The sequence below is a fragment of the Streptomyces sclerotialus genome (assembly GCF_040907265.1).
In the GTDB taxonomy this organism is placed as follows: Bacteria; Actinomycetota; Actinomycetes; order Streptomycetales; family Streptomycetaceae; genus Streptomyces; species Streptomyces sclerotialus.
In genome coordinates this window covers 853,436-870,284 of sequence record NZ_JBFOHP010000002.1, presented here as the reverse complement: position 1 = coordinate 870,284, position 16,849 = coordinate 853,436, and the positions used below count along the sequence as shown (strand labels likewise).

17 protein-coding genes are annotated in these 16,849 nt (G+C 74.7%); 16 read left to right on the top strand and 1 reads right to left on the bottom strand.

From position 1 onward, the window contains the following. Positions 1–131 precede the first annotated feature (131 nt). The 15 genes from AAC944_RS03955 to AAC944_RS03885 all read left to right on the top strand — a co-directional run bounded on the left by AAC944_RS03955 (position 132) and on the right by AAC944_RS03885 (position 15,050). Complete coding sequence (locus AAC944_RS03955) at positions 132–1,178, top strand: NAD-dependent epimerase/dehydratase family protein (RefSeq protein ID WP_051871236.1); 1,047 nt, start codon at positions 132–134, stop codon at positions 1,176–1,178. An 11-nt stretch (positions 1,179–1,189) separates the two neighbouring features. Continuing rightward, on the top strand, positions 1,190–2,833 hold the full coding sequence (locus AAC944_RS03950) for a carbamoyltransferase family protein (protein ID WP_030606409.1): 1,644 nt from the start codon (positions 1,190–1,192) through the stop codon (positions 2,831–2,833). Beyond that, positions 2,830–3,888 (top strand): glycosyltransferase family 2 protein, encoded by a 1,059-nt coding sequence (locus tag AAC944_RS03945; RefSeq protein ID WP_078888194.1) that lies wholly within the window; start codon positions 2,830–2,832, stop codon positions 3,886–3,888. Before AAC944_RS03950 ends, AAC944_RS03945 begins: the two co-directional genes overlap by 4 nt. Next, complete coding sequence (locus AAC944_RS03940) at positions 3,885–4,511, top strand: D-glycero-alpha-D-manno-heptose-1,7-bisphosphate 7-phosphatase (protein WP_078888195.1); 627 nt, start codon at positions 3,885–3,887, stop codon at positions 4,509–4,511. The genes AAC944_RS03945 and AAC944_RS03940 overlap by 4 nt, the downstream gene beginning before the upstream one ends. Continuing rightward, a complete protein-coding gene (locus AAC944_RS03935) occupies positions 4,508–5,515 on the top strand; it encodes a glycosyltransferase family 9 protein (protein ID WP_030606426.1) in 1,008 nt (335 codons plus the stop codon). The genes AAC944_RS03940 and AAC944_RS03935 overlap by 4 nt, the downstream gene beginning before the upstream one ends. Then, complete coding sequence (locus AAC944_RS03930) at positions 5,512–6,474, top strand: glycosyltransferase (RefSeq protein WP_030606429.1); 963 nt, start codon at positions 5,512–5,514, stop codon at positions 6,472–6,474. The genes AAC944_RS03935 and AAC944_RS03930 overlap by 4 nt, the downstream gene beginning before the upstream one ends. After that, entirely contained in the window at positions 6,471–7,703 is a 1,233-nt protein-coding gene (locus AAC944_RS03925) for a glycosyltransferase (RefSeq protein ID WP_030606432.1), read from the top strand. The genes AAC944_RS03930 and AAC944_RS03925 overlap by 4 nt, the downstream gene beginning before the upstream one ends. Continuing rightward, a complete protein-coding gene (locus AAC944_RS03920) occupies positions 7,700–8,326 on the top strand; it encodes a D-sedoheptulose-7-phosphate isomerase (RefSeq protein ID WP_051871237.1) in 627 nt (208 codons plus the stop codon). Before AAC944_RS03925 ends, AAC944_RS03920 begins: the two co-directional genes overlap by 4 nt. Continuing rightward, a complete protein-coding gene (rfaE2, locus tag AAC944_RS03915) occupies positions 8,323–9,819 on the top strand; it encodes a D-glycero-beta-D-manno-heptose 1-phosphate adenylyltransferase (protein WP_030606438.1) in 1,497 nt (498 codons plus the stop codon). The genes AAC944_RS03920 and rfaE2 overlap by 4 nt, the downstream gene beginning before the upstream one ends. Then, the gene (locus AAC944_RS03910) at positions 9,820–10,929 is read left to right on the top strand and encodes a glycosyltransferase family 9 protein (RefSeq protein ID WP_063759839.1); all 1,110 of its coding nucleotides are present in this window, start codon (positions 9,820–9,822) and stop codon (positions 10,927–10,929) included. Between the two features lie 2 nt (positions 10,930–10,931). After that, positions 10,932–11,885 carry a glycosyltransferase family 2 protein gene (locus AAC944_RS03905; protein WP_051871238.1) on the top strand — a complete coding sequence of 318 codons (954 nt, stop codon included), beginning with the start codon at positions 10,932–10,934 and terminating at the stop codon, positions 11,883–11,885. Then, on the top strand, positions 11,882–12,847 hold the full coding sequence (locus AAC944_RS03900; RefSeq protein ID WP_078888196.1) for a glycosyltransferase family 2 protein: 966 nt from the start codon (positions 11,882–11,884) through the stop codon (positions 12,845–12,847). Before AAC944_RS03905 ends, AAC944_RS03900 begins: the two co-directional genes overlap by 4 nt. A gap of 120 nt (positions 12,848–12,967) precedes the next feature. Further along, on the top strand, positions 12,968–13,516 hold the full coding sequence (locus AAC944_RS03895) for a type 1 glutamine amidotransferase domain-containing protein (RefSeq protein WP_030606449.1): 549 nt from the start codon (positions 12,968–12,970) through the stop codon (positions 13,514–13,516). A gap of 47 nt (positions 13,517–13,563) precedes the next feature. Continuing rightward, positions 13,564–14,748, top strand: coding sequence for a zinc-dependent alcohol dehydrogenase (locus AAC944_RS03890; protein WP_030606452.1), 1,185 nt, complete (start codon positions 13,564–13,566; stop codon positions 14,746–14,748). Between the two features lie 107 nt (positions 14,749–14,855). Then, complete coding sequence (locus AAC944_RS03885; RefSeq protein WP_030606455.1) at positions 14,856–15,050, top strand: antitoxin; 195 nt, start codon at positions 14,856–14,858, stop codon at positions 15,048–15,050. A gap of 38 nt (positions 15,051–15,088) precedes the next feature. On the opposite strand, the gene AAC944_RS03880 is transcribed toward AAC944_RS03885, so the two are convergent. Continuing rightward, the gene (locus AAC944_RS03880; RefSeq protein WP_030606457.1) at positions 15,089–16,051 is read right to left on the bottom strand and encodes a threonine/serine dehydratase family protein; all 963 of its coding nucleotides are present in this window, start codon (positions 16,049–16,051) and stop codon (positions 15,089–15,091) included. Positions 16,052–16,547: 496 nt separating this feature from the next. Here AAC944_RS03880 and AAC944_RS03875 point away from each other — a divergent pair, with 496 nt between their 5' ends. Then, positions 16,548–16,832 (top strand): hypothetical protein, encoded by a 285-nt coding sequence (locus tag AAC944_RS03875; protein ID WP_030606463.1) that lies wholly within the window; start codon positions 16,548–16,550, stop codon positions 16,830–16,832. Positions 16,833–16,849 lie beyond the last annotated feature (17 nt).

Here is a 16,849-nt window from a genome sequence, read left to right as displayed (position 1 = left end):
CTCAGTGCGCACTCGGGAGGCGTACCCGGACAGTCGCCGGTAGAACAGTACGAAGATGCGTAAAAGCATCGAAAGGGGACACTCAGTGTCCGTGCTGCCCAGACTCTGCCGCACACAAAGGAGGACGACGGGTGACAGCCCTGCCCCTGCGACCGACGTGGCGCCGAGCGCTCGTGACCGGCGGCGCCGGTTTCCTCGGCTCCCACCTCTGTGAACGTCTGCTGGAGAGCGACGTCGAGGTCGACTGCGTGGACAACCTCTGCTCGGGATCCATGGAGAACATCGAGCACCTGCTCGGACGTCCCGGCTTCCGCTTCCTGGACCGGGACGTCTGCCTTCCGCAGTGCGTCGAGGAACTCCGCGGCCCCTACGACCTCGTCCTGCACTTCGCGTGCCCGGCCTCGCCCGTGGACTACCTCCGGATGCCGCTGGAGACGCTGGACGTCGGCAGTCTCGGGACGCGGAACGCGCTGGCCGTCGCGCACCGCGACGGCGCGCGCTTCGTCCTCGCCTCCACCTCCGAGGTGTACGGCGACCCACTGGAGCACCCGCAGCGCGAGGACTACTGGGGCAACGTCAACCCGGTCGGCCCGCGCAGCGTGTACGACGAGTCCAAGCGGTTCGCCGAAGCGCTGGTCACCGCCCACGTCGGCGCCAAGGGCAGCAATGCCGGCATCGTGCGGATGTTCAACACCTACGGACCCCGGATGCGCGCGCACGACGGCCGGGCGGTTCCGACCTTCATCTGCCAGGCGCTGGCCGGCGAGCCGCTGACGGTGGCCGGCAGCGGCGAGCAGACCCGCTCGCTGTGCTTCGTCGACGACACCGTCGACGGCATCCTGCTGGTGGCCGCGAGCCGCGCGGTACGGCCGGTCAACATCGGCGGCGGCGAGGAGACGCCCGTCGCCGAGATCGCGCGCCGCATCATCGCGCTGACCGGCTCCCGGTCGGAACTGCGGTACGTCGAACGGCCCGAGGACGACCCCGAACGGCGGCGGCCCGACACCAACCTGGCCCGCGAGATGTTCGGCTGGGAGCCCAAGGTGGCGTGGGAAGAAGGGATCAAGCGCACCATCGGCTACTTCGCGAGCCGCGACCCCCGCGAACGGCTCACCGCGCAGCCGGCGACCACCGCCGCCGCTCATGCCGCCCCGCCCGAAGAAGCCCCCCACCCCTGAGGGATCATTCCATGCGCGTCCTTGGTGTCAACGCTCTCTTCCACGACCCCGCAGCAGCTCTCGTCGTCGACGGCACGACCGTCGCCGCCGCGGAGGAGGAACGGTTCAGCCGCCGTAAGCACGGCAAGCGCCCCGTCCCCTTCTCCGCCTGGGAACTGCCCGAGCTCTCCGCCCGCTGGTGCCTGGAACAGGCCGGCCTGACCCCGGCCGACCTCGACGCGGTCGCCTACTCCTACGACCCCGAACTCTCCCGCCCCGCCGAGATGATGGGCCTGGACGACCCCTGGGACCACCTCCGCCAGGAGTACGCGAGCCGGGCACCGGAGTTCCTCGCCGAGGCGCTGCCCGGCCTGAAACCCGGACGCGTCCGCTTCGTGGCCCACCACGTCGCCCACGCCGCCTCCGCCGGGCTCGCCTCCCCGCACGACGACAGCGCCGTCCTCGTCCTCGACGGCCGCGGCGAGTGCGCCTCGCACCTCGCGGGCGCGTACTCCGACGGCGAGCTGAAGGTCCTCGCGGCCCAGGAACTCCCGCACTCCCTCGGCCTGTTCTACGAAGAGCTCACCGACCACCTCGGCTTCCTGCGCAGCAGCGACGAGTACAAGGTCATGGCGCTCGCCTCCTACGGCACGCCCCGCTTCCGCGAGCAGCTGCGCGAGTACGTCCACGCCGACGGCACCGGCGGCTACGTCGCCCACCACGTGCCCTGGGAGCGGATGGTGCCGCGCCGGCTCCCCGGCCGCCGCATCACCACCGACCACGCCGACCTCGCCGCCAGCGCCCAGGCCTGCCTGGAGGACATGACCCTCGACCTCGGCCGCTGGCTGCACGAGAAGACCGGCCGCCGGACCCTCTCCATGGCCGGCGGCGTCGCGCTCAACTGCGTGGCCAACACCCGCCTGTACCGCGACGGACCGTACGAGGACATCTGGGTCCAGCCCGCGGCGGGCGACGCCGGCACGGCACTGGGCGCCGCACTGCACGTCGCCCAGGAACAGGAAGCCTCACCGGTCGCCCCGATGCCGACCGCCGCGCTCGGCCGCGGCTGGTCCGACGAGGAACTGCGCGCCGTCCTCGAGGAGGCCGCCGTCCCGTACGAGGAGCCCGACGACGTCGCCGAGACGGTCGCCGAGGCACTCGCGGACAACGGCATCGTCGCCTGGTACCAGGGCCGCAGCGAGTACGGCCCGCGGGCGCTCGGCCACCGCTCCCTGCTCGCCCACCCCGGACACCCCGACAACCTGGAACGGCTCAACGCCGTGAAGGGCCGCGAGGAGTTCCGGCCCGTCGCACCGATGGTCCTGGAGGACCGGGCGGCCGAGCTGTTCGAGGGCGGGCCGCTGCCCAGCCCGTACATGCTCTTCGTGCACGACGTCCGCGAGGCGTGGCGGGACAGGATCCCCGCCGTGGTGCACGTCGACGGCACCGCCCGTGTGCAGACCGTCGAGGAACGCACCGAACCGCTGGTGGCCCGCATGCTGGCGGCCTTCGACCGCCGCACCGGCATCCCCGTCGTCGTCAACACCAGCCTCAACACCGCCGGACGCCCCATGGTGGACAGCCCGCGCGAGGCACTGGAGTGCTTCGGCAGCGCGCCGGTCGACCTGCTGGCCATCGGACCGTTCGTGGTCCGCCGGGGAAGGGCCTTCGCATGACGCCTCCCGACACCCCCGCAAGTACCGCGACCGGCACCGCGGAACCCGCACAGCACCGCGCCGAGGGCAAGATCTCCTACGCCGTCGTGATACCCACCCTCGGCAGGCCCTGCCTCACGGACTGCCTGCGGGCCCTCGCCGACGCCGGCGAACCACGGCCCGACCAGGTCGTCCTGGTCGACGACCGGCCCGAGCCCGGCGAGCCGCTGCCCCTGGAGGCCGCGGGCCCGCTGCGGGACCGGATCCGTACGACGGCCACCGGCGGGCGCGGACCCGCCGCCGCCCGGAACGCCGGCCTGGCCGCCGTGGGCACCCCCTGGGTCGTCTTCCTCGACGACGACGTACGGGTGACGCCCGACTGGAGCCGCCGGCTCACCGCCGACCTCGCGGCCGCCGACGTCCGCACCGGCGGCGTCCAGGGCCGCATCCACGTCCCCCTCGACGGCGGCCGCCGCCCCACCGACTGGGAACGCGGCACCGCCGGCCTGGAAGGCGCCGCCTGGGCGACCGCCGACATGGCCTACCGCAGCGCCGCGCTCCGCGACGTCGGCGGCTTCGACGAGCGCTTCCCGCGCGCCTTCCGCGAGGACGCCGACCTGGCGCTGCGCGTACTGGACGCCGGGTGGACACTGCGCCGCGGCGCACGCGTCACCCACCACCCGGTACGCCCCGCCGACCGCTGGGTCTCCGTGCGCGTTCAGCGCGGCAACGCCGACGACGCCCTCATGCGGCGGCTGCACGGCGGCGACTGGTGGCAGCGGGCCGCGGCGCCGCGCGGCCGGCTCGCCCGGCACGCCGCCGTCACCGCCGCCGCCACGGCCGCCGCCGCCCTCGCGCTGGCCCGCCGCCCGCGCGCGGCGGCGCTGGCCGGGGCGGTGTGGGCGCTGGGCACCGCCGAGTTCGCCTGGGCCCGCATCGCGCCGGGCCCGCGCACCCGTCACGAGGTCACCACGATGCTCTCCACCAGCGTGCTCATCCCGCCGCTCGCCGTCGCCCACCGCCTCCGCGGCGAGCTGGCACACCGCCGCACGGCGCCCTGGCGAGGTGCCGCATGACCGAATCACCCCACGACGGCGCGTCCCTCGCGGACGGCCGCCCCGGCGGACGGCACGAGCGGCCCGCCGCCGTCCTCTTCGACCGGGACGGCACGCTCATCGAGGACGTGCCCTACAACAGCGACCCCCGGCTGGTCCGCGTGCTGCCCGGAGTGCCCGAGGCGCTCCGGCTGCTGCGCGCAGCCGGCATCCCCACCGCCGTGGTCAGCAACCAGTCGGGCGTGGGCCGCGGCCTGCTGACCGAACAGCAGGTACGGCTGGTCAACGCCCGCGTGGACGACGCCCTCGGCGGCTTCGGCACCTGGGTGTACTGCCCGCACAGCCCCGACGCCGGCTGCCTCTGCCGCAAGCCGAAGCCCGGCCTGGTCATCGAGGCGGCCCGCCGGCTCGCCGTACCGGCCGAGAAGTGCGTGGTCATCGGGGACATCGGCGCCGACGTACTGGCCGCGCAGGCCGCCGGCGCCCGCGCCGTCCTCGTCCCCAACGCCGTCACCCGCCCGGAAGAGGTCACCGCCGCGCCGTGCACCGCGCCGGACGTGCTCACGGCCGTACGGGAACTGCTCGGCCACGGGCCGGAGACCGCACCCGTGCCCATCACGGAGACCTGGGGGTGGGACCGGTGAGATCACTCGTGGTACGCCTCGACAGCTTCGGCGACGTACTGCTCGCAGGCCCGGCGGTCCGGGCGGTCGCCGCGCACTCCTCGCACGTCACCATGGTGTGCGGGCCGCGCGGCGAGGACGCGGCGCGCATGCTGCCCGGAGTCGACGAGGTCCTGGTGTGGGAGGCGCCCTGGGAGGGCTTCAGCCCGCCGAGCGTCGAGGACGCCGACGTGGCGGACTTCATCCGCCGGGTGCGCGAGGGCGCCTACGACACGGCCCTGATCCTCACCTCCTTCCACCAGAGCCCGCTGCCCGCCGCCCTGCTGCTGCGGATGGCGCACGTCGGCCGGATCGGCGCCGACAGCCGCGACCACCCGGGACGGCTGCTCGACGTACGCCACCGGCGGCTGCCCGGACGGCACGAGGCCGAAGCCGCACTCGACACGGCGGCGGCCCTCGGATTCGTCCCCGAACCCCGCGACGACGGCCGGCTGCGCGTGCTGCCGCCACCGGACACCGTGGGGCTCACCGGCAACGGCCCGTACGTCGTGGTCCACCCCGGCGCCAGCGCACCCGCACGCGCCTGGAGCCCGCACCGCTGCGCCGAGGCGGTCGCCGCCCTGGCCGACGCCGGCCACCGCGTCATCGTCACCGGCGGACCGGCCGAGACCGCCCTGACCAAGGAGGTCAGCGGGACGGCGGCACGCGACCTCGGCGGACGCACCGATCCCCGCAGCCTGGCCGGAGTACTGCGCTCCGCCGACGTGGTGGTCAGCGGCAACACCGGCCCCGCGCACCTGGCCGCGGCCGTCGGCACGCCCGTCGTGTCGCTGTTCGCGCCCGTGGTACCCGCAGAGCGGTGGGCGCCGTACGGCGTGTCCACGATCGTGCTCGGTGACCAGCAGGCGGCGTGCGCCGGCAGCCGTGCCCGGTACTGCCCGCAGCCCGGCCATCCCTGCCTCGACGACGTCACCGCGACCGACGTGGTGCTCGCCGTGCAGAAACTGCTGAAGGAGAGCACATGAACATCCTCATCTGGCATGTGCACGGCTCCTGGATCACCGCGTTCGTCCAGGGTGCGCACACCTACCTGGTCCCGGTCACGCCGGACCGCGGCCCGGACGGCCTGGGCCGCGCCCGGACCTGGGACTGGCCGGCCTCCGTCCGCGAACTCTCCCCGGAGCAGCTGCGCGCGGCCGACATCGACCTGATGGTCCTGCAACGCCCGCACGAGGTGGACCTCGCCCACGAATGGACCGGACGGCGGCCGGGCCGCGACGTGCCCGCGGTGTACGTCGAGCACAACAGCCCGCACGGAACGCCCGTGGACACCCGCCACCCGCTCGCGGACCGCGACGACATCCCCGTCGTCCACGTCACCCACTTCAACCGGCTGATGTGGGACAACGGCCGCGCTCCGACCACCGTCGTGGAGCACGGCATCATCGACCCGGGCCCGCGCTGGACCGGCGCGGAACAGCGGGCCGCCGTGGTCGTCAACGAACCGGTGCGGCGCGGCCGTACGACCGGTACCGATCTGCTGCCGCGGTTCGCCGACGCCGCGCCGCTGGACGTCTTCGGCATGCGCACCGAGGGGCTGACCCGCCACCTGGGCCTGCCGCCGGACCGCTGCCGCACCCGTGACCTGCCGCAGGAGGAGCTGCACACGGCGATGTCCCGCTGCCGGGTGTACGTGCACCCGATCCGCTGGACCTCGCTCGGGCTCTCCCTGCTGGAAGCCATGTTCCTCGGGATGCCCGTCGTGGCACTGGACACCACCGAGGTGCGCGAGGCCGTCCCCGAGGGGGCCGGCGTGGTCTCCAACCGGCTGGAGACGCTGACCGACGCGGTCCGCGGCTTCGTCGCCGACCGGGACCTCGCCGAACGGACGGGCCGGGAAGCGAGGGCCGCCGTACAGGCCCGCTACGGGGTGGGGCGCTTCCTGGACGACTGGGACCAACTCTTGAAAGAGGTCACGCGATGAAGCACGAAGCCCCCGCCCTCCACGTCGCCATGGTCTCCGAACACGCCAGCCCGCTGGCCGCGCTGGGCGGTCCGGACGCGGGCGGTCAGAACGTGTACGTGGCGCAGCTCGCCCGGCACCTGGTCCGCCGCGGGCACGAGGTCACGGTCTACACGCGGCGTGACGATCCCGCGCTGGCGCACACCGTCACCACCCGGGACGGCTTCAAGGTCGTCCACGTGCCGGCCGGACCGGCGGCCCCCGTGCCGAAGGACGAACTCCCCGCCCACATGCCCGAGTTCGGCCGTCACCTCGCGCGCTCCTGGGCCGTGGCGCCGCCCGACCTGGTGCACGCCCACTTCTGGATGTCGGGTACGGCCGCCCTGGCCGGCGCCCGTGACCAGGGCATCCCGGTCGTGCAGACCTTCCACGCGCTGGGCACCGTCAAGCGGCGCTACCAGGGCTCGGAGGACACCAGTCCGCCCGAGCGCATCGAGACCGAGGCCCGCATCGGCAGAGCCTGCCGCCGGGTCCTCGCGACGTGCTCCGACGAGGTCGGCGAGCTTCTCGCGATGGGCATCGACCGCGGTCACGTACGTGTCGTGCCGTGCGGCGTGGACACCACCCACTTCGCGCCCGTGGCCGACGCCCGGCGGCCGGACGGCGCCCCCAGACGGCTGCTGGCCGTGGGCCGGCTCGTCCCCCGCAAGGGCTTCGACCGGGCCATCCGCGCCCTGGCCGGCATCCCGGACGCCGAACTCCTCATCGCCGGCGGGCCCGAGGAGCCGCTGCTCTTCGACGACCCGGAGGCGAACCGGCTGCGCAAGGTCGCCGAGGAGTACGGCGTGAGCGAGCGGGTACGGCTGCTGGGCGCGGTCTCGCACGACGAGATGCCCGCCCTGATGTCCAGCGCCGACCTGGTGCTCTCGCTGCCGCGTTACGAGCCCTTCGGCATCGTCCCCATCGAGGCGATGGCCTGCCGTACCCCGGTGGTGGCCACCGCCGTCGGCGGCCACCTCGACACGGTCGTCGACGGGGTCACCGGCGTCCTCGTGCCGCCGGTCGACGACCACGGCCTGGACCGGGTCGTCCGGCAGCTGCTGGACGACCCCGACCTGCTCGCGCGCCTCGGCGCCGCCGGCCGCGAACGTGCCCTGGACCGTTACACCTGGGGACGCGTCGCGGAAGGCGTCGCCGCCGTCTACGACGGCCTGCTCTCCGTACCCGAACTCTCGGGGGTTGCCCGATGACCGCACTCGACGACGCCCGGCACTGCGACGACCTGCAGCACGCCCTGACCCGCTTCCGCGCCTCCGCCGCCCGTCTGGAGTCCTGGGGCAGCCGGCTGGCCGACCGCCTCGGCCGGGGCGCCCGGCTGCTCGTCGCCGGCAACGGCGGCAGCGCGGCCCAGGCCCAGCACCTCACCGCCGAACTGGTCGGCCGGTACCGCGAGGACCGCCCCGCCTACTCGGCGCTCGCGCTGCACGCCGACACCTCCTCCACCACCGCCATCGCCAACGACTACGGCGTGCAGGAGGTGTTCGCCCGGCAGACCCGCGCCCACGGCCGCCCCGGCGACGTCCTGCTGCTGATGTCCACCAGCGGCGCCAGCGCCAACCTGCTGACCGCGGCGGGCGAGGCCCGCCGCATGGGCATGACCGTGTGGTCGCTGACCGGCCCTGCGCCCAACCCGCTGGAGGCGGCCGGCGACGAGGCGCTGTGCGTGGACGCGCCGGTGCCCGCCACTGTCCAGGAACTCCATCTGGTCGCCGTCCACATGATCTGCGAGGCGTTCGACCGGGCCATCGCCCTGCAGGACGGTGCGGCACAGCAGGAACCGGCCCTGGACCGCGTACGCGTGGAGGAGTCATGAGCCCACCGGCACCCCTGCTCGTCGTCGGCGACGGCCTGCTCGACCACGACCTCTCCGGGCGCGCCGAACGCCTCGCGCCCGACGCCCCGGTACCGGTACTGAAGGGCCTGCGCCGTACGGTGCGGCCCGGTGGCGCCGCGCTGGCCGCCTGCCTGGCCGCCGAGGACGGCCGTGAGGTCACCTTCGTCACCGCCCTCGGCGACGACGAGACCAGCCGCACGCTGCGCAGGCTCCTCGCCGACCGGGTGCGGCTGGTCGAACTGCCGCTCTCCGGCGCGCTGTCCAGCAAGACCCGGCTGATGGCGCGGGACCGCCCGCTGCTCCGGCTGGACGAGGGCGACGGCCGGGCGGGCGACGCGACGCAGGAGGCGGCGGAGGCGATCGCCGCGGCCCGTGCCGTCCTCGTCGCGGACTACGGCCGGGGCACCGCCGACGCCGTACGCGACGCGCTCGCCCGTGCGGCGCGGCGCGTCCCCGTCGTCTGGGACCCGCACCCCAACGGGCAGCCGCCCGTGCCCGGCGTGAAGCTGGCCACCCCGGCCGCCGCCGAGGCCCGTGCCTTCGCCGGCGCGCTCGCCGAGGAGACCGGTACGCGCGCCCGGCAGCGGCCGTCGCGCGCCGCGTCCGGTGACGAGACGGCCGCCGGCGGTTCCCGCGTGCAGCTCGCCCAGGCGGCGGCCGACGCCCGCACGCTGCTGAGCGCCTGGCAGGCCGCCTCGGTGGCGGTGACGATGGGGGAGCGCGGCGCGCTGCTCACGCACGGCGAGGCACCCATGCTGGTGCCCGCGCCTTGGAGCGCGCAGGGCGACGCCTGTGGTGCCGGGGACCGCTTCGCCGCCTCCGCCGCGGGGCTGCTGGCCGACGAGGCGCTGCCCGAGGACGCCGTGCAGGGTGCCGTCCACGCGGCCACCCAGTTCGTCGAGGACGGTGGTGCGCACGGCTTCACCGCCCACTTCGAGTCCGCCTCCGCGCCGAAGGACGACGGCGGCGAGAGCGCCGCCGAACTCGCGGCCCGGGTGCGGGCCGCGGGCGGCACGGTCGTCGCGGCGGGCGGCTGCTTCGACCTGCTGCACGCCGGGCACGTCGCGCTGCTCCAGGCCGCCCGGCGGGCCGGTGACTGTCTCATCGTGTGCCTGAACTCCGACGCGTCCGTACGCCGCCGCAAGGGTGAGGAGCGGCCGATCGTGCCCGCCGCCGACCGGGTACGGGTGCTCCAGGCGCTGGGCTGCGTCGACGCCGTCACCGTCTTCGAAGAGGACACGCCCGAGCAGGTCCTGCGGGAACTCCGCCCGCACATCTGGGTCAAGGGCGGCGACTACGCGCTGACCCGGATGCCGGAGGCGGAGGCGCTGGAGGGCTGGGGCGGCCAGGTCATGCTGCTGCCGTACCTCGACGGCCGGTCCAGCACCAAGCTGGCCGAACGCGCCGCGGGACGGCTCGGCGACCCGCACGGCGATCCGCTGCCGGGCGCCACGGCCGACAGGGTGGTGTGAATGACCTCCGCCGACGGACCCACCTCGCCCCGCCCCCGCCTTCTGGTGCTGCGTGCGCTGGGCCTGGGTGACCTGCTGGCCGGCGTGCCCGCGCTGCGCGGCGTACGCCGGCACTTCCCGGGCCACGCGATCGTGCTGGCAGCGCCGCCCGCCCTGACCGACGCGGCGCTGGCCACCGGCGCGGTGGACGCCGTGCTCGCCGCGCAGGCGCCGGGCCGCGGCGTGCCCTCGCTGCGGCACTGGCCGGGAGCGCCCCCCGACGTCGCCATCGACCTGCACGGCAACGGCGCGGCCAGCGCCGACGTCCTCGCCGAGCTGCGCCCCGGACGGCTCATCGCCTATGCGGCGCGGGACTCGCCCGCCGCCGCGCTGGGCGTCTGGGAGCGCGGTGAGCACGAGCGCATCCGCTGGTGCAGCGTCCTCGGTGCGTACGGTATCGCCGCCGACCCCGAGGACTTCCGTCTTCCGGTGCCGGACCAGCCTTCTCCCGCGCCGGGTGCCGTGGTGATCCACCCGGGTGCCGACGCAGGGTCCCGCCGCTGGCCTGCTCACCGCTACGGCGCGGTCGCCGCGCGGTTGCGCGCCGCCGGGCGGCGGGTGGTGGTGCTCGGCGGGCCGGGGGAGGAGGACCTGACGCTGACCGTGGCGGAGGCCGCGGGGCTCGGGCCGGGCGAAGTGCTCACCGGAGGGCTGCCGTTCACCGAGCTGTCCGCGCTGGTCGGGCAGGCCGGCGTGCTCGTCAGCGGTGACACCGGCACCGCTCACCTCGCCACCGCGCACGGCACGCCCTCGGTCACCCTCTTCGGGCCGGTCCCGCCGCGCCTGTGGGGCCCGCCGCCCAGCGACCGGCACACCGCGCTGTGGCACCCGGGCCCGCCCGGCGACCCGCACGGCACCGAGCCCGATCCGCTGCTGCTGCGGATCGGCGTGGAGGAGGTGGTGGAGGCCGTGCTGTGGCACGACCGCGAGATCACGCCGATGCCCCGTGCCACGGAAGCCGGCGGTGCGTCCGGCCGCCCCCGCATGCGGCGCAGGCTCCGGGCCCCCGGTGCCGTTCCGTACCACAGCGCGCGCGGCGCGGCCCGGCCCCGGACCACCGGGGAGGTGTGACCGTGACAGCGGACCAGCACGCCGTCCCCGGGCGCACCGAGGACGACGCGCGGCCCCCGGCCCGTACCACCGTCGCGATCATCACCCGCGACCGCCGCGAGCGCGTCCTGCACACCCTGGACCGGCTGGCCGAACTCCCCGAACGGCCCCCGGTGATCGTGGTGGACAACGCCTCGGGTGACGGCACGGCGGACGCGGTCCGGGCGCACCCCATCGGTGCCCGGGTCCTCCGCCCGGGCCGCAACACCGGCGCGCTGGGCCGGACCCTCGCGGTCCGTGCGGCGCGCACCCCGTACGTCGCGTTCAGCGACGACGACTCGTGGTGGGCCCCGGGCGCCCTGGCCACCGCGGCCCGTCTCCTGGACGACCACCCCGGTCTCGGCCTGGTCGCGGCGCGCACGCTCGTCGGGCCGCGGAACACCGAGGACCCGCTGAACGCGGTGCTCGCGGAGTCCCCGCTGCCGGCGTCCGAACGGTTCCCGGGCCGGCCCGTCCTCGGCTTCCTGGCCTGCGCCGCCGTCGTACGCCGCTGCGCCTACTTGGAGGTCGGCGGCTACCATCCGCTGCTCTTCTTCGGCGCGGAGGAGACGCTGCTGGCGTACGACCTGACGGCGGCGGGCTGGGGCGTGGTCTACGAGCCCGCGCTCACCGCCCACCACCATCCGGATGCCGCGGCCAAGCCCGGCCGCTCCCCGCTGCTCCAGCGCAACGAGGCGCTCACCGGCTGGCTGCGCCGCCCGCCGCGTGTCGCCCTGCGGCGCACCGCCACGCTGGCCGCCGCGGCGGCGCGCGGTGAACCGGGTGCGGCCCGCGCCCTGCTGGGCCTGCTCGCCCGCATTCCGCCGGCGCTCGCCCGGCGCCGCCCGCTGCCCGCCCATGTGGAGCACGCCATCGCCCTCCTGGAGCGCCCGGCCTCCGCACCGCCCGCCGAACGACCAGGGACACACCAGCCATGACGCAGCACGAGGCGAACGACACGGTGGCCGCTCCGGAGCCCGTCGGCACCGGGGGCCCGGCGGCCGGACCGGACGGCCGGACCACCGTCGTGGTCATCACCCACAACCGCCGCGGCGAACTCCTGCGCACCTTGCGCCTGTTGCGTGAACTGCCGGAGCGGCCACCGGTGATCGTCACGGACAACGGGTCCACGGACGGGACGGCGGAGGCGGTGGCGCGGGAGTTCCCCGAGGTACGCCTGCTGCGGCCCGGCCGTAACCTCGGCGCCGTGGGCCGCAACCTCGCCGTCCACTTCGCGGCCACTCCCTACGTGGCGTTCTGCGACGACGACACCTGGTGGGACCCCGGCGCGCTGCGGCGCGCCGCCGACGTCCTGGACGCCCGGCCGCGGCTGGCGGCGGTCACGGCCCGGATCGTGGTCGAGCCGGCGGGGACCGAGGACCCGGTGGTCGCCGAGCTGCGCGACTCCCCGCTGTCCGGGCCCGACTGGCTGCCGGGGCCCGCGCTCGGCTCGTTCCTCGCCGCCGCGACGGTGCTGCGGACCGACGCCTTCCGGGAGGCCGGCGGCTTCCACCCGGGGCTGTGGCTGGGCGGCGAGGAGGAGCTGCTCGCCACCGATCTGATGGAGCGCGGCTGGTGGCTCGCGTACGACGAGGCGCTGACGATCCACCACGCGGCTTCGAAGGCCCGCGACAGCACCGAGCGGCGGGTGCTGGGGCTGCGGAACACCCTGTGGTTCACCTGGCTGCGGCGGCCCGCGGCGGCCGCGTTGCGGCGCACGGCGCACCTGGCGCGTACGGTCCCGCGCGATCTCGCGTCGGTACGTGCCTTCGGGCGTGCGTGTGCCGGGCTGCCGTGGGTACTGCGGGAGCGGGTCGCCGTCTCCGCCGCCACCGAGGCGCGGATCGTGGCGCTGGAGGAGGCGCGGCGGGGGTCCAGCGCCCGGCGGTACGTGGGCTGAGCAGCCAAGGAGGCGCGTTCGGCCCAGCCGGGCACGCATGATCCGCCGTGCGCGTGGAACTCTGGACAAGGTACCCATAACGCCCATTTGTTTCCGATGATGCGTGAGGACGTGAACACCATGCAGGTGGCATTCCTGGTGGCCCCCGAGGGCGTCGAGCAGGTCGAGCTGACCGAGCCCTGGCAGGCCGTGAAGGACGCCGGCCACGAACCGCGGCTGGTCTCCACGAAGTCCGGGCAGATCCAGGGCTTCAACCACCTCGACAAGGCCGACACCTTCGACGTCGACACGACCGTCGCCGACGCGCGGGTGGAGGACTACGGCGGCCTCGTGCTGCCCGGCGGCGTCGCCAACCCCGACTTCCTGCGCATGGACGCCAAGGCCGTCGCCTTCGCCAAGGGCTTCTTCGACGCGGGCAAGCCGGTCGCCGCGATCTGCCACGCACCCTGGACGCTGGTCGAGGCCGACGTGGTGCGCGGCCGCACCCTGACCTCCTGGCCCAGCCTGCGGACCGACATCAGCAACGCGGGCGGCGTCTGGGTCGACGAGCAGGTCAAGGTCTGCACCGGCGGCCCGAACACGCTGATCACCAGCCGCAAGCCGGACGACCTGAAGGCCTTCAACGGCGCCCTCGTCAAGGAATTCACCGCTCAGGACCACCGGTCCTGACGACCCACCACTCCTGACCCACAGCTCTCCGCGAGCGGGAGGCAGCGATGCGCGCCCTCACCTGGCACGGGAAGCGGGACGTACGGATCGACACCGTCCCCGACCCGAAGATCCAGGACCCGACAGACGTCCTGGTGAAGATCACCTCCACCGGCATCTGCGGTTCCGACCTGCATCTGTACGAGGTCCTCGGACCCTTCCTCGAACCGGGTGACATCCTGGGCCACGAGCCCATGGGCGTCGTCGAGGAGATCGGCCCCGAGGTCACCCGGCTCAAGCCGGGGGACCGGGTCGTGGTGCCCTTCAACGTCTCCTGCGGCACCTGCTGGATGTGCTCCCAGGGCCTGCACTCGCAGTGCGAGACCACCCAGGTCCGCGAGCGCGGCAAGGGCGGCTCGCTCTTCGGCTACACCAAGCTGTACGGGCAGGTGCCCGGCGGGCAGGCGGAGTTCCTGCGGGTACCGTTCGGCGACCAGCTGCCGATCAAGGTGCCGCACGGGCCGCCGGACGACCGCTTCGTCTACCTCTCCGACGTACTGCCCACCGCGTGGCAGGCGGTGGAGTACGCGGACGTCCCGCCCGGCGGCACCGTCACCGTCCTCGGCCTCGGCCCGATCGGGGACATGGCCGCGCGGATCGCCCTGCACCGCGGCGCCTCGAAGGTCATCGGTGTCGACCTGGTGCCCGAGCGCCTGGACCGGGCGCGGGACCGCGGCGTGCACACCCTGGACCTCAACGAGTACGGGAAGCACACCGCCGACGAGATCCGCCGGCTCACCGACGGCCGGGGCACCGACGCCGTCATCGAGGCCGTCGGCATGGAGGCGCACGGCACGCCGGGGGCGAAGATCGCCCAGCAGGCCGTGGGACTGCTGCCGAGCCCGGTGGCCGAGAAGCTCACCGAGCGCGCCGGGGTGGACCCGCTCGCGGCCCTGAACACCGCGATCGACGCGGTCCGCCGCGGCGGCACCCTCTCCATCTCCGGCGTCTACGGCGGCAACGTCGACCCGCTGCCGATGCTGACCATGTTCGACAAGCAGATCCAGATCCGCATGGGCCAGGCGAACGTCCGCCGCTGGGTGGACGACATCCTGCCGCTGCTGGACGACGCCGACGTGCTCGGCGTCGAGGACTTCGCCACCCACCGGCTGCCCCTGGAGGAAGGCCCCCAGGCCTACGCCACCTTCCAGGCCAAGAAGGACGGCATGGTCAAGACGCTGCTCCAGCCCTGACCGCCCGTCTCCGGGCCCGGACGGCGGGCCACGGCCAGCGGATGCGTACCGCGCGCCGGTCCCCGATCCTGGACGGGACGGGGAAACACGCAGGAAGGACGGACACCATGTCGGTGATGGACAAGCTCAAGCAGATGCTGAAGGGCCACGAGGAGCAGGCCGGAAAGGGCATCGACAAGGGCGGCGACATGCTCGACGAGCGGACCCAGGGCAAGTACAGCGGCCAGGTCGACACCGGCCAGGACAGGCTCAAGGGCCAGCTGGGACCGGACCAGGGGAAGGAGCCCCCGCACGGGCAGTAGCCGCCCGCCCTGTCAGGGCCGGCCCGGCGGGACCCGGCTCAGCTGGTCAGGCCGAAGTCGCGCGCCCACCGCATGACGTCCGCGGTCGACGCGTTGCCGCCGCACAGCACCAGCCCGATCCGGGCCTCGTCCCCGACCCGTTCGATCACCTGCCGGGCCGCCGGCAGCAGACAGCCGGCGGCCGGCTCGGCCCAGACCTTCGCGTGCTCGGCGAGGTCGAGGACGCCGCGCACCGCCTCCCGGTCCGGCACCGTCAGCACCTCGTGCACCAGCGCCGCCGTGTGGTCGTACGTGAGCTGGGAGACGGCCGGGGCGCTCAGCGTGGAGACGATCGAGGACAGCTCCACCGGGACCGGGCCGCCGGCCGCCAGCGCCTCGGACATGGCCTGCGCGCCTTCCGTCTCCACACCCCAGACCCGCACGCCGGGCCGGAGCGCGTGCAGCGCCGCCGCGACGCCCGAGATGAGGCCGCCGCCCCCGATGCTGACCAGTATGTCGGTCAGCTCGCCCGCGTCCTCGGCGAGCTCCTTGCCGACGGTGCCCTGAGCGGCCACCACCACCGGGTCGTCGAAGGGGTGCACCAGCGTCAGGCCGTCCGCCTCCAGCTCCGACACCAGCTTGAACGCACCGTCCATGTCGTCGGTGAGCTGCACGGAAGCGCCGGCCGCCGTCGCGATGTCCACGGACCTGGCGGGCGCCGACCGCGGCATCACCACGGTCGCCTTGAGCCCCAGCACCCCGGCCATCACCGCGAGGCCGATCCCGTGGTTGCCGCCGCTCACCGCCACGACGCCCGCCGCACGGTCCGCCTCGCTCAGCGAGAGCAGCTTGGCCGTCGCCCCGCGCGACTTGAAGGAACCGGTCCGCTGCAACAGCTCCAGCTTGGTGGTGACCGGCACACCGAGCAGCGCCGACAGGCCCGGACTCGGCACCGTCGGAGTCCGTACGACGTACTCGCCGATCCGCCCGGCCGCTTCCTCGATGTCCGCGATGCCGATCACGGCACCCCTCCCTCTCCGTCGCCGATGTCTCCGCTGCCACCTGCGCTTTCACCCCTGGCGGCGCTCCCCGACCCTACAACTCGCGGGCCTCGCGCAGGCCGGCCTCAGGACACGGTCACCGGCCGGCGGACTTCCGCCCCCGGTGAAGTAGCCAGCCCCTGCTGGAGTCCCGGCTCGGGTACGCGGCGGGCATCCTGCTGATCGTGCCGGCCGGCGACAGCCGCGACCGGCGCCGGCGGCGCTGGTCGGCGTCGCCTTCGGCGCGTTCCGGACGACGCTGACGTTCCTGCTGGCGCGCCGGTACCACCTCGGCCCGACCGGTGGAGCGCTGTCCCTCCTGACCGGCCTGGACGGCGGGTGGCCGGCCCGCCGTGGTCGGCACCGGCGTCGCCGCGGCGGTGGCGGGCCTGCTCATCGGCGTCATACCGACCGGTACGCAACCTTTCCGGCGCCTCGGCGGTCTTTGAGGCACGCACCTTGACCGGGGGAGTCGCACATGGCTGGTAGCCGCCTGATCGTCAGCCTCATCGGAGCCGTCCTCGCCCTGTGGGGCCTCGTCATCCACGGACAGGCCGACACCGCGGCGGTACCGGCGGACGGCACCACGCGCCAGCAGGCTTCACCCCTGCTGGCCCTGGAGGTCACCGACGACACCGACCCCACGGAGGCCGCCGCCGACGCCGAACTCACCCAGCAGGGCAGGACGCTCGGCATCGGCATGGCCGCCGGCGGCGTGCTGATCGCCGCCGTGCCGTGGGTGGGCCGCCGCCGCACCGGCTGAACGGCGGCCCCGGGGCT

What these genes read in the sequence shown, in the direction of transcription:
- AAC944_RS03950 (WP_030606409.1), top strand. Translation starts at nt 1,190, where the DNA reads ATGCGCGTCCTTGGTGTCAACGCTCTCTTCCACGACCCCGCAGCAGCT.
- AAC944_RS03945 (WP_078888194.1), top strand. Translation starts at nt 2,830, where the DNA reads ATGACGCCTCCCGACACCCCCGCAAGTACCGCGACCGGCACCGCGGAA.
- AAC944_RS03940 (WP_078888195.1), top strand. Translation starts at nt 3,885, where the DNA reads ATGACCGAATCACCCCACGACGGCGCGTCCCTCGCGGACGGCCGCCCC.
- AAC944_RS03930 (WP_030606429.1), top strand. Translation starts at nt 5,512, where the DNA reads ATGAACATCCTCATCTGGCATGTGCACGGCTCCTGGATCACCGCGTTC.
- AAC944_RS03925 (WP_030606432.1), top strand. Translation starts at nt 6,471, where the DNA reads ATGAAGCACGAAGCCCCCGCCCTCCACGTCGCCATGGTCTCCGAACAC.
- AAC944_RS03920 (WP_051871237.1), top strand. Translation starts at nt 7,700, where the DNA reads ATGACCGCACTCGACGACGCCCGGCACTGCGACGACCTGCAGCACGCC.
- rfaE2 (WP_030606438.1), top strand. Translation starts at nt 8,323, where the DNA reads ATGAGCCCACCGGCACCCCTGCTCGTCGTCGGCGACGGCCTGCTCGAC.
- AAC944_RS03910 (WP_063759839.1), top strand. Translation starts at nt 9,820, where the DNA reads ATGACCTCCGCCGACGGACCCACCTCGCCCCGCCCCCGCCTTCTGGTG.
- AAC944_RS03900 (WP_078888196.1), top strand. Translation starts at nt 11,882, where the DNA reads ATGACGCAGCACGAGGCGAACGACACGGTGGCCGCTCCGGAGCCCGTC.
- AAC944_RS03895 (WP_030606449.1), top strand. Translation starts at nt 12,968, where the DNA reads ATGCAGGTGGCATTCCTGGTGGCCCCCGAGGGCGTCGAGCAGGTCGAG.
- AAC944_RS03890 (WP_030606452.1), top strand. Translation starts at nt 13,564, where the DNA reads ATGCGCGCCCTCACCTGGCACGGGAAGCGGGACGTACGGATCGACACC.
- AAC944_RS03885 (WP_030606455.1), top strand. Translation starts at nt 14,856, where the DNA reads ATGTCGGTGATGGACAAGCTCAAGCAGATGCTGAAGGGCCACGAGGAG.
- AAC944_RS03875 (WP_030606463.1), top strand. Translation starts at nt 16,548, where the DNA reads ATGGCTGGTAGCCGCCTGATCGTCAGCCTCATCGGAGCCGTCCTCGCC.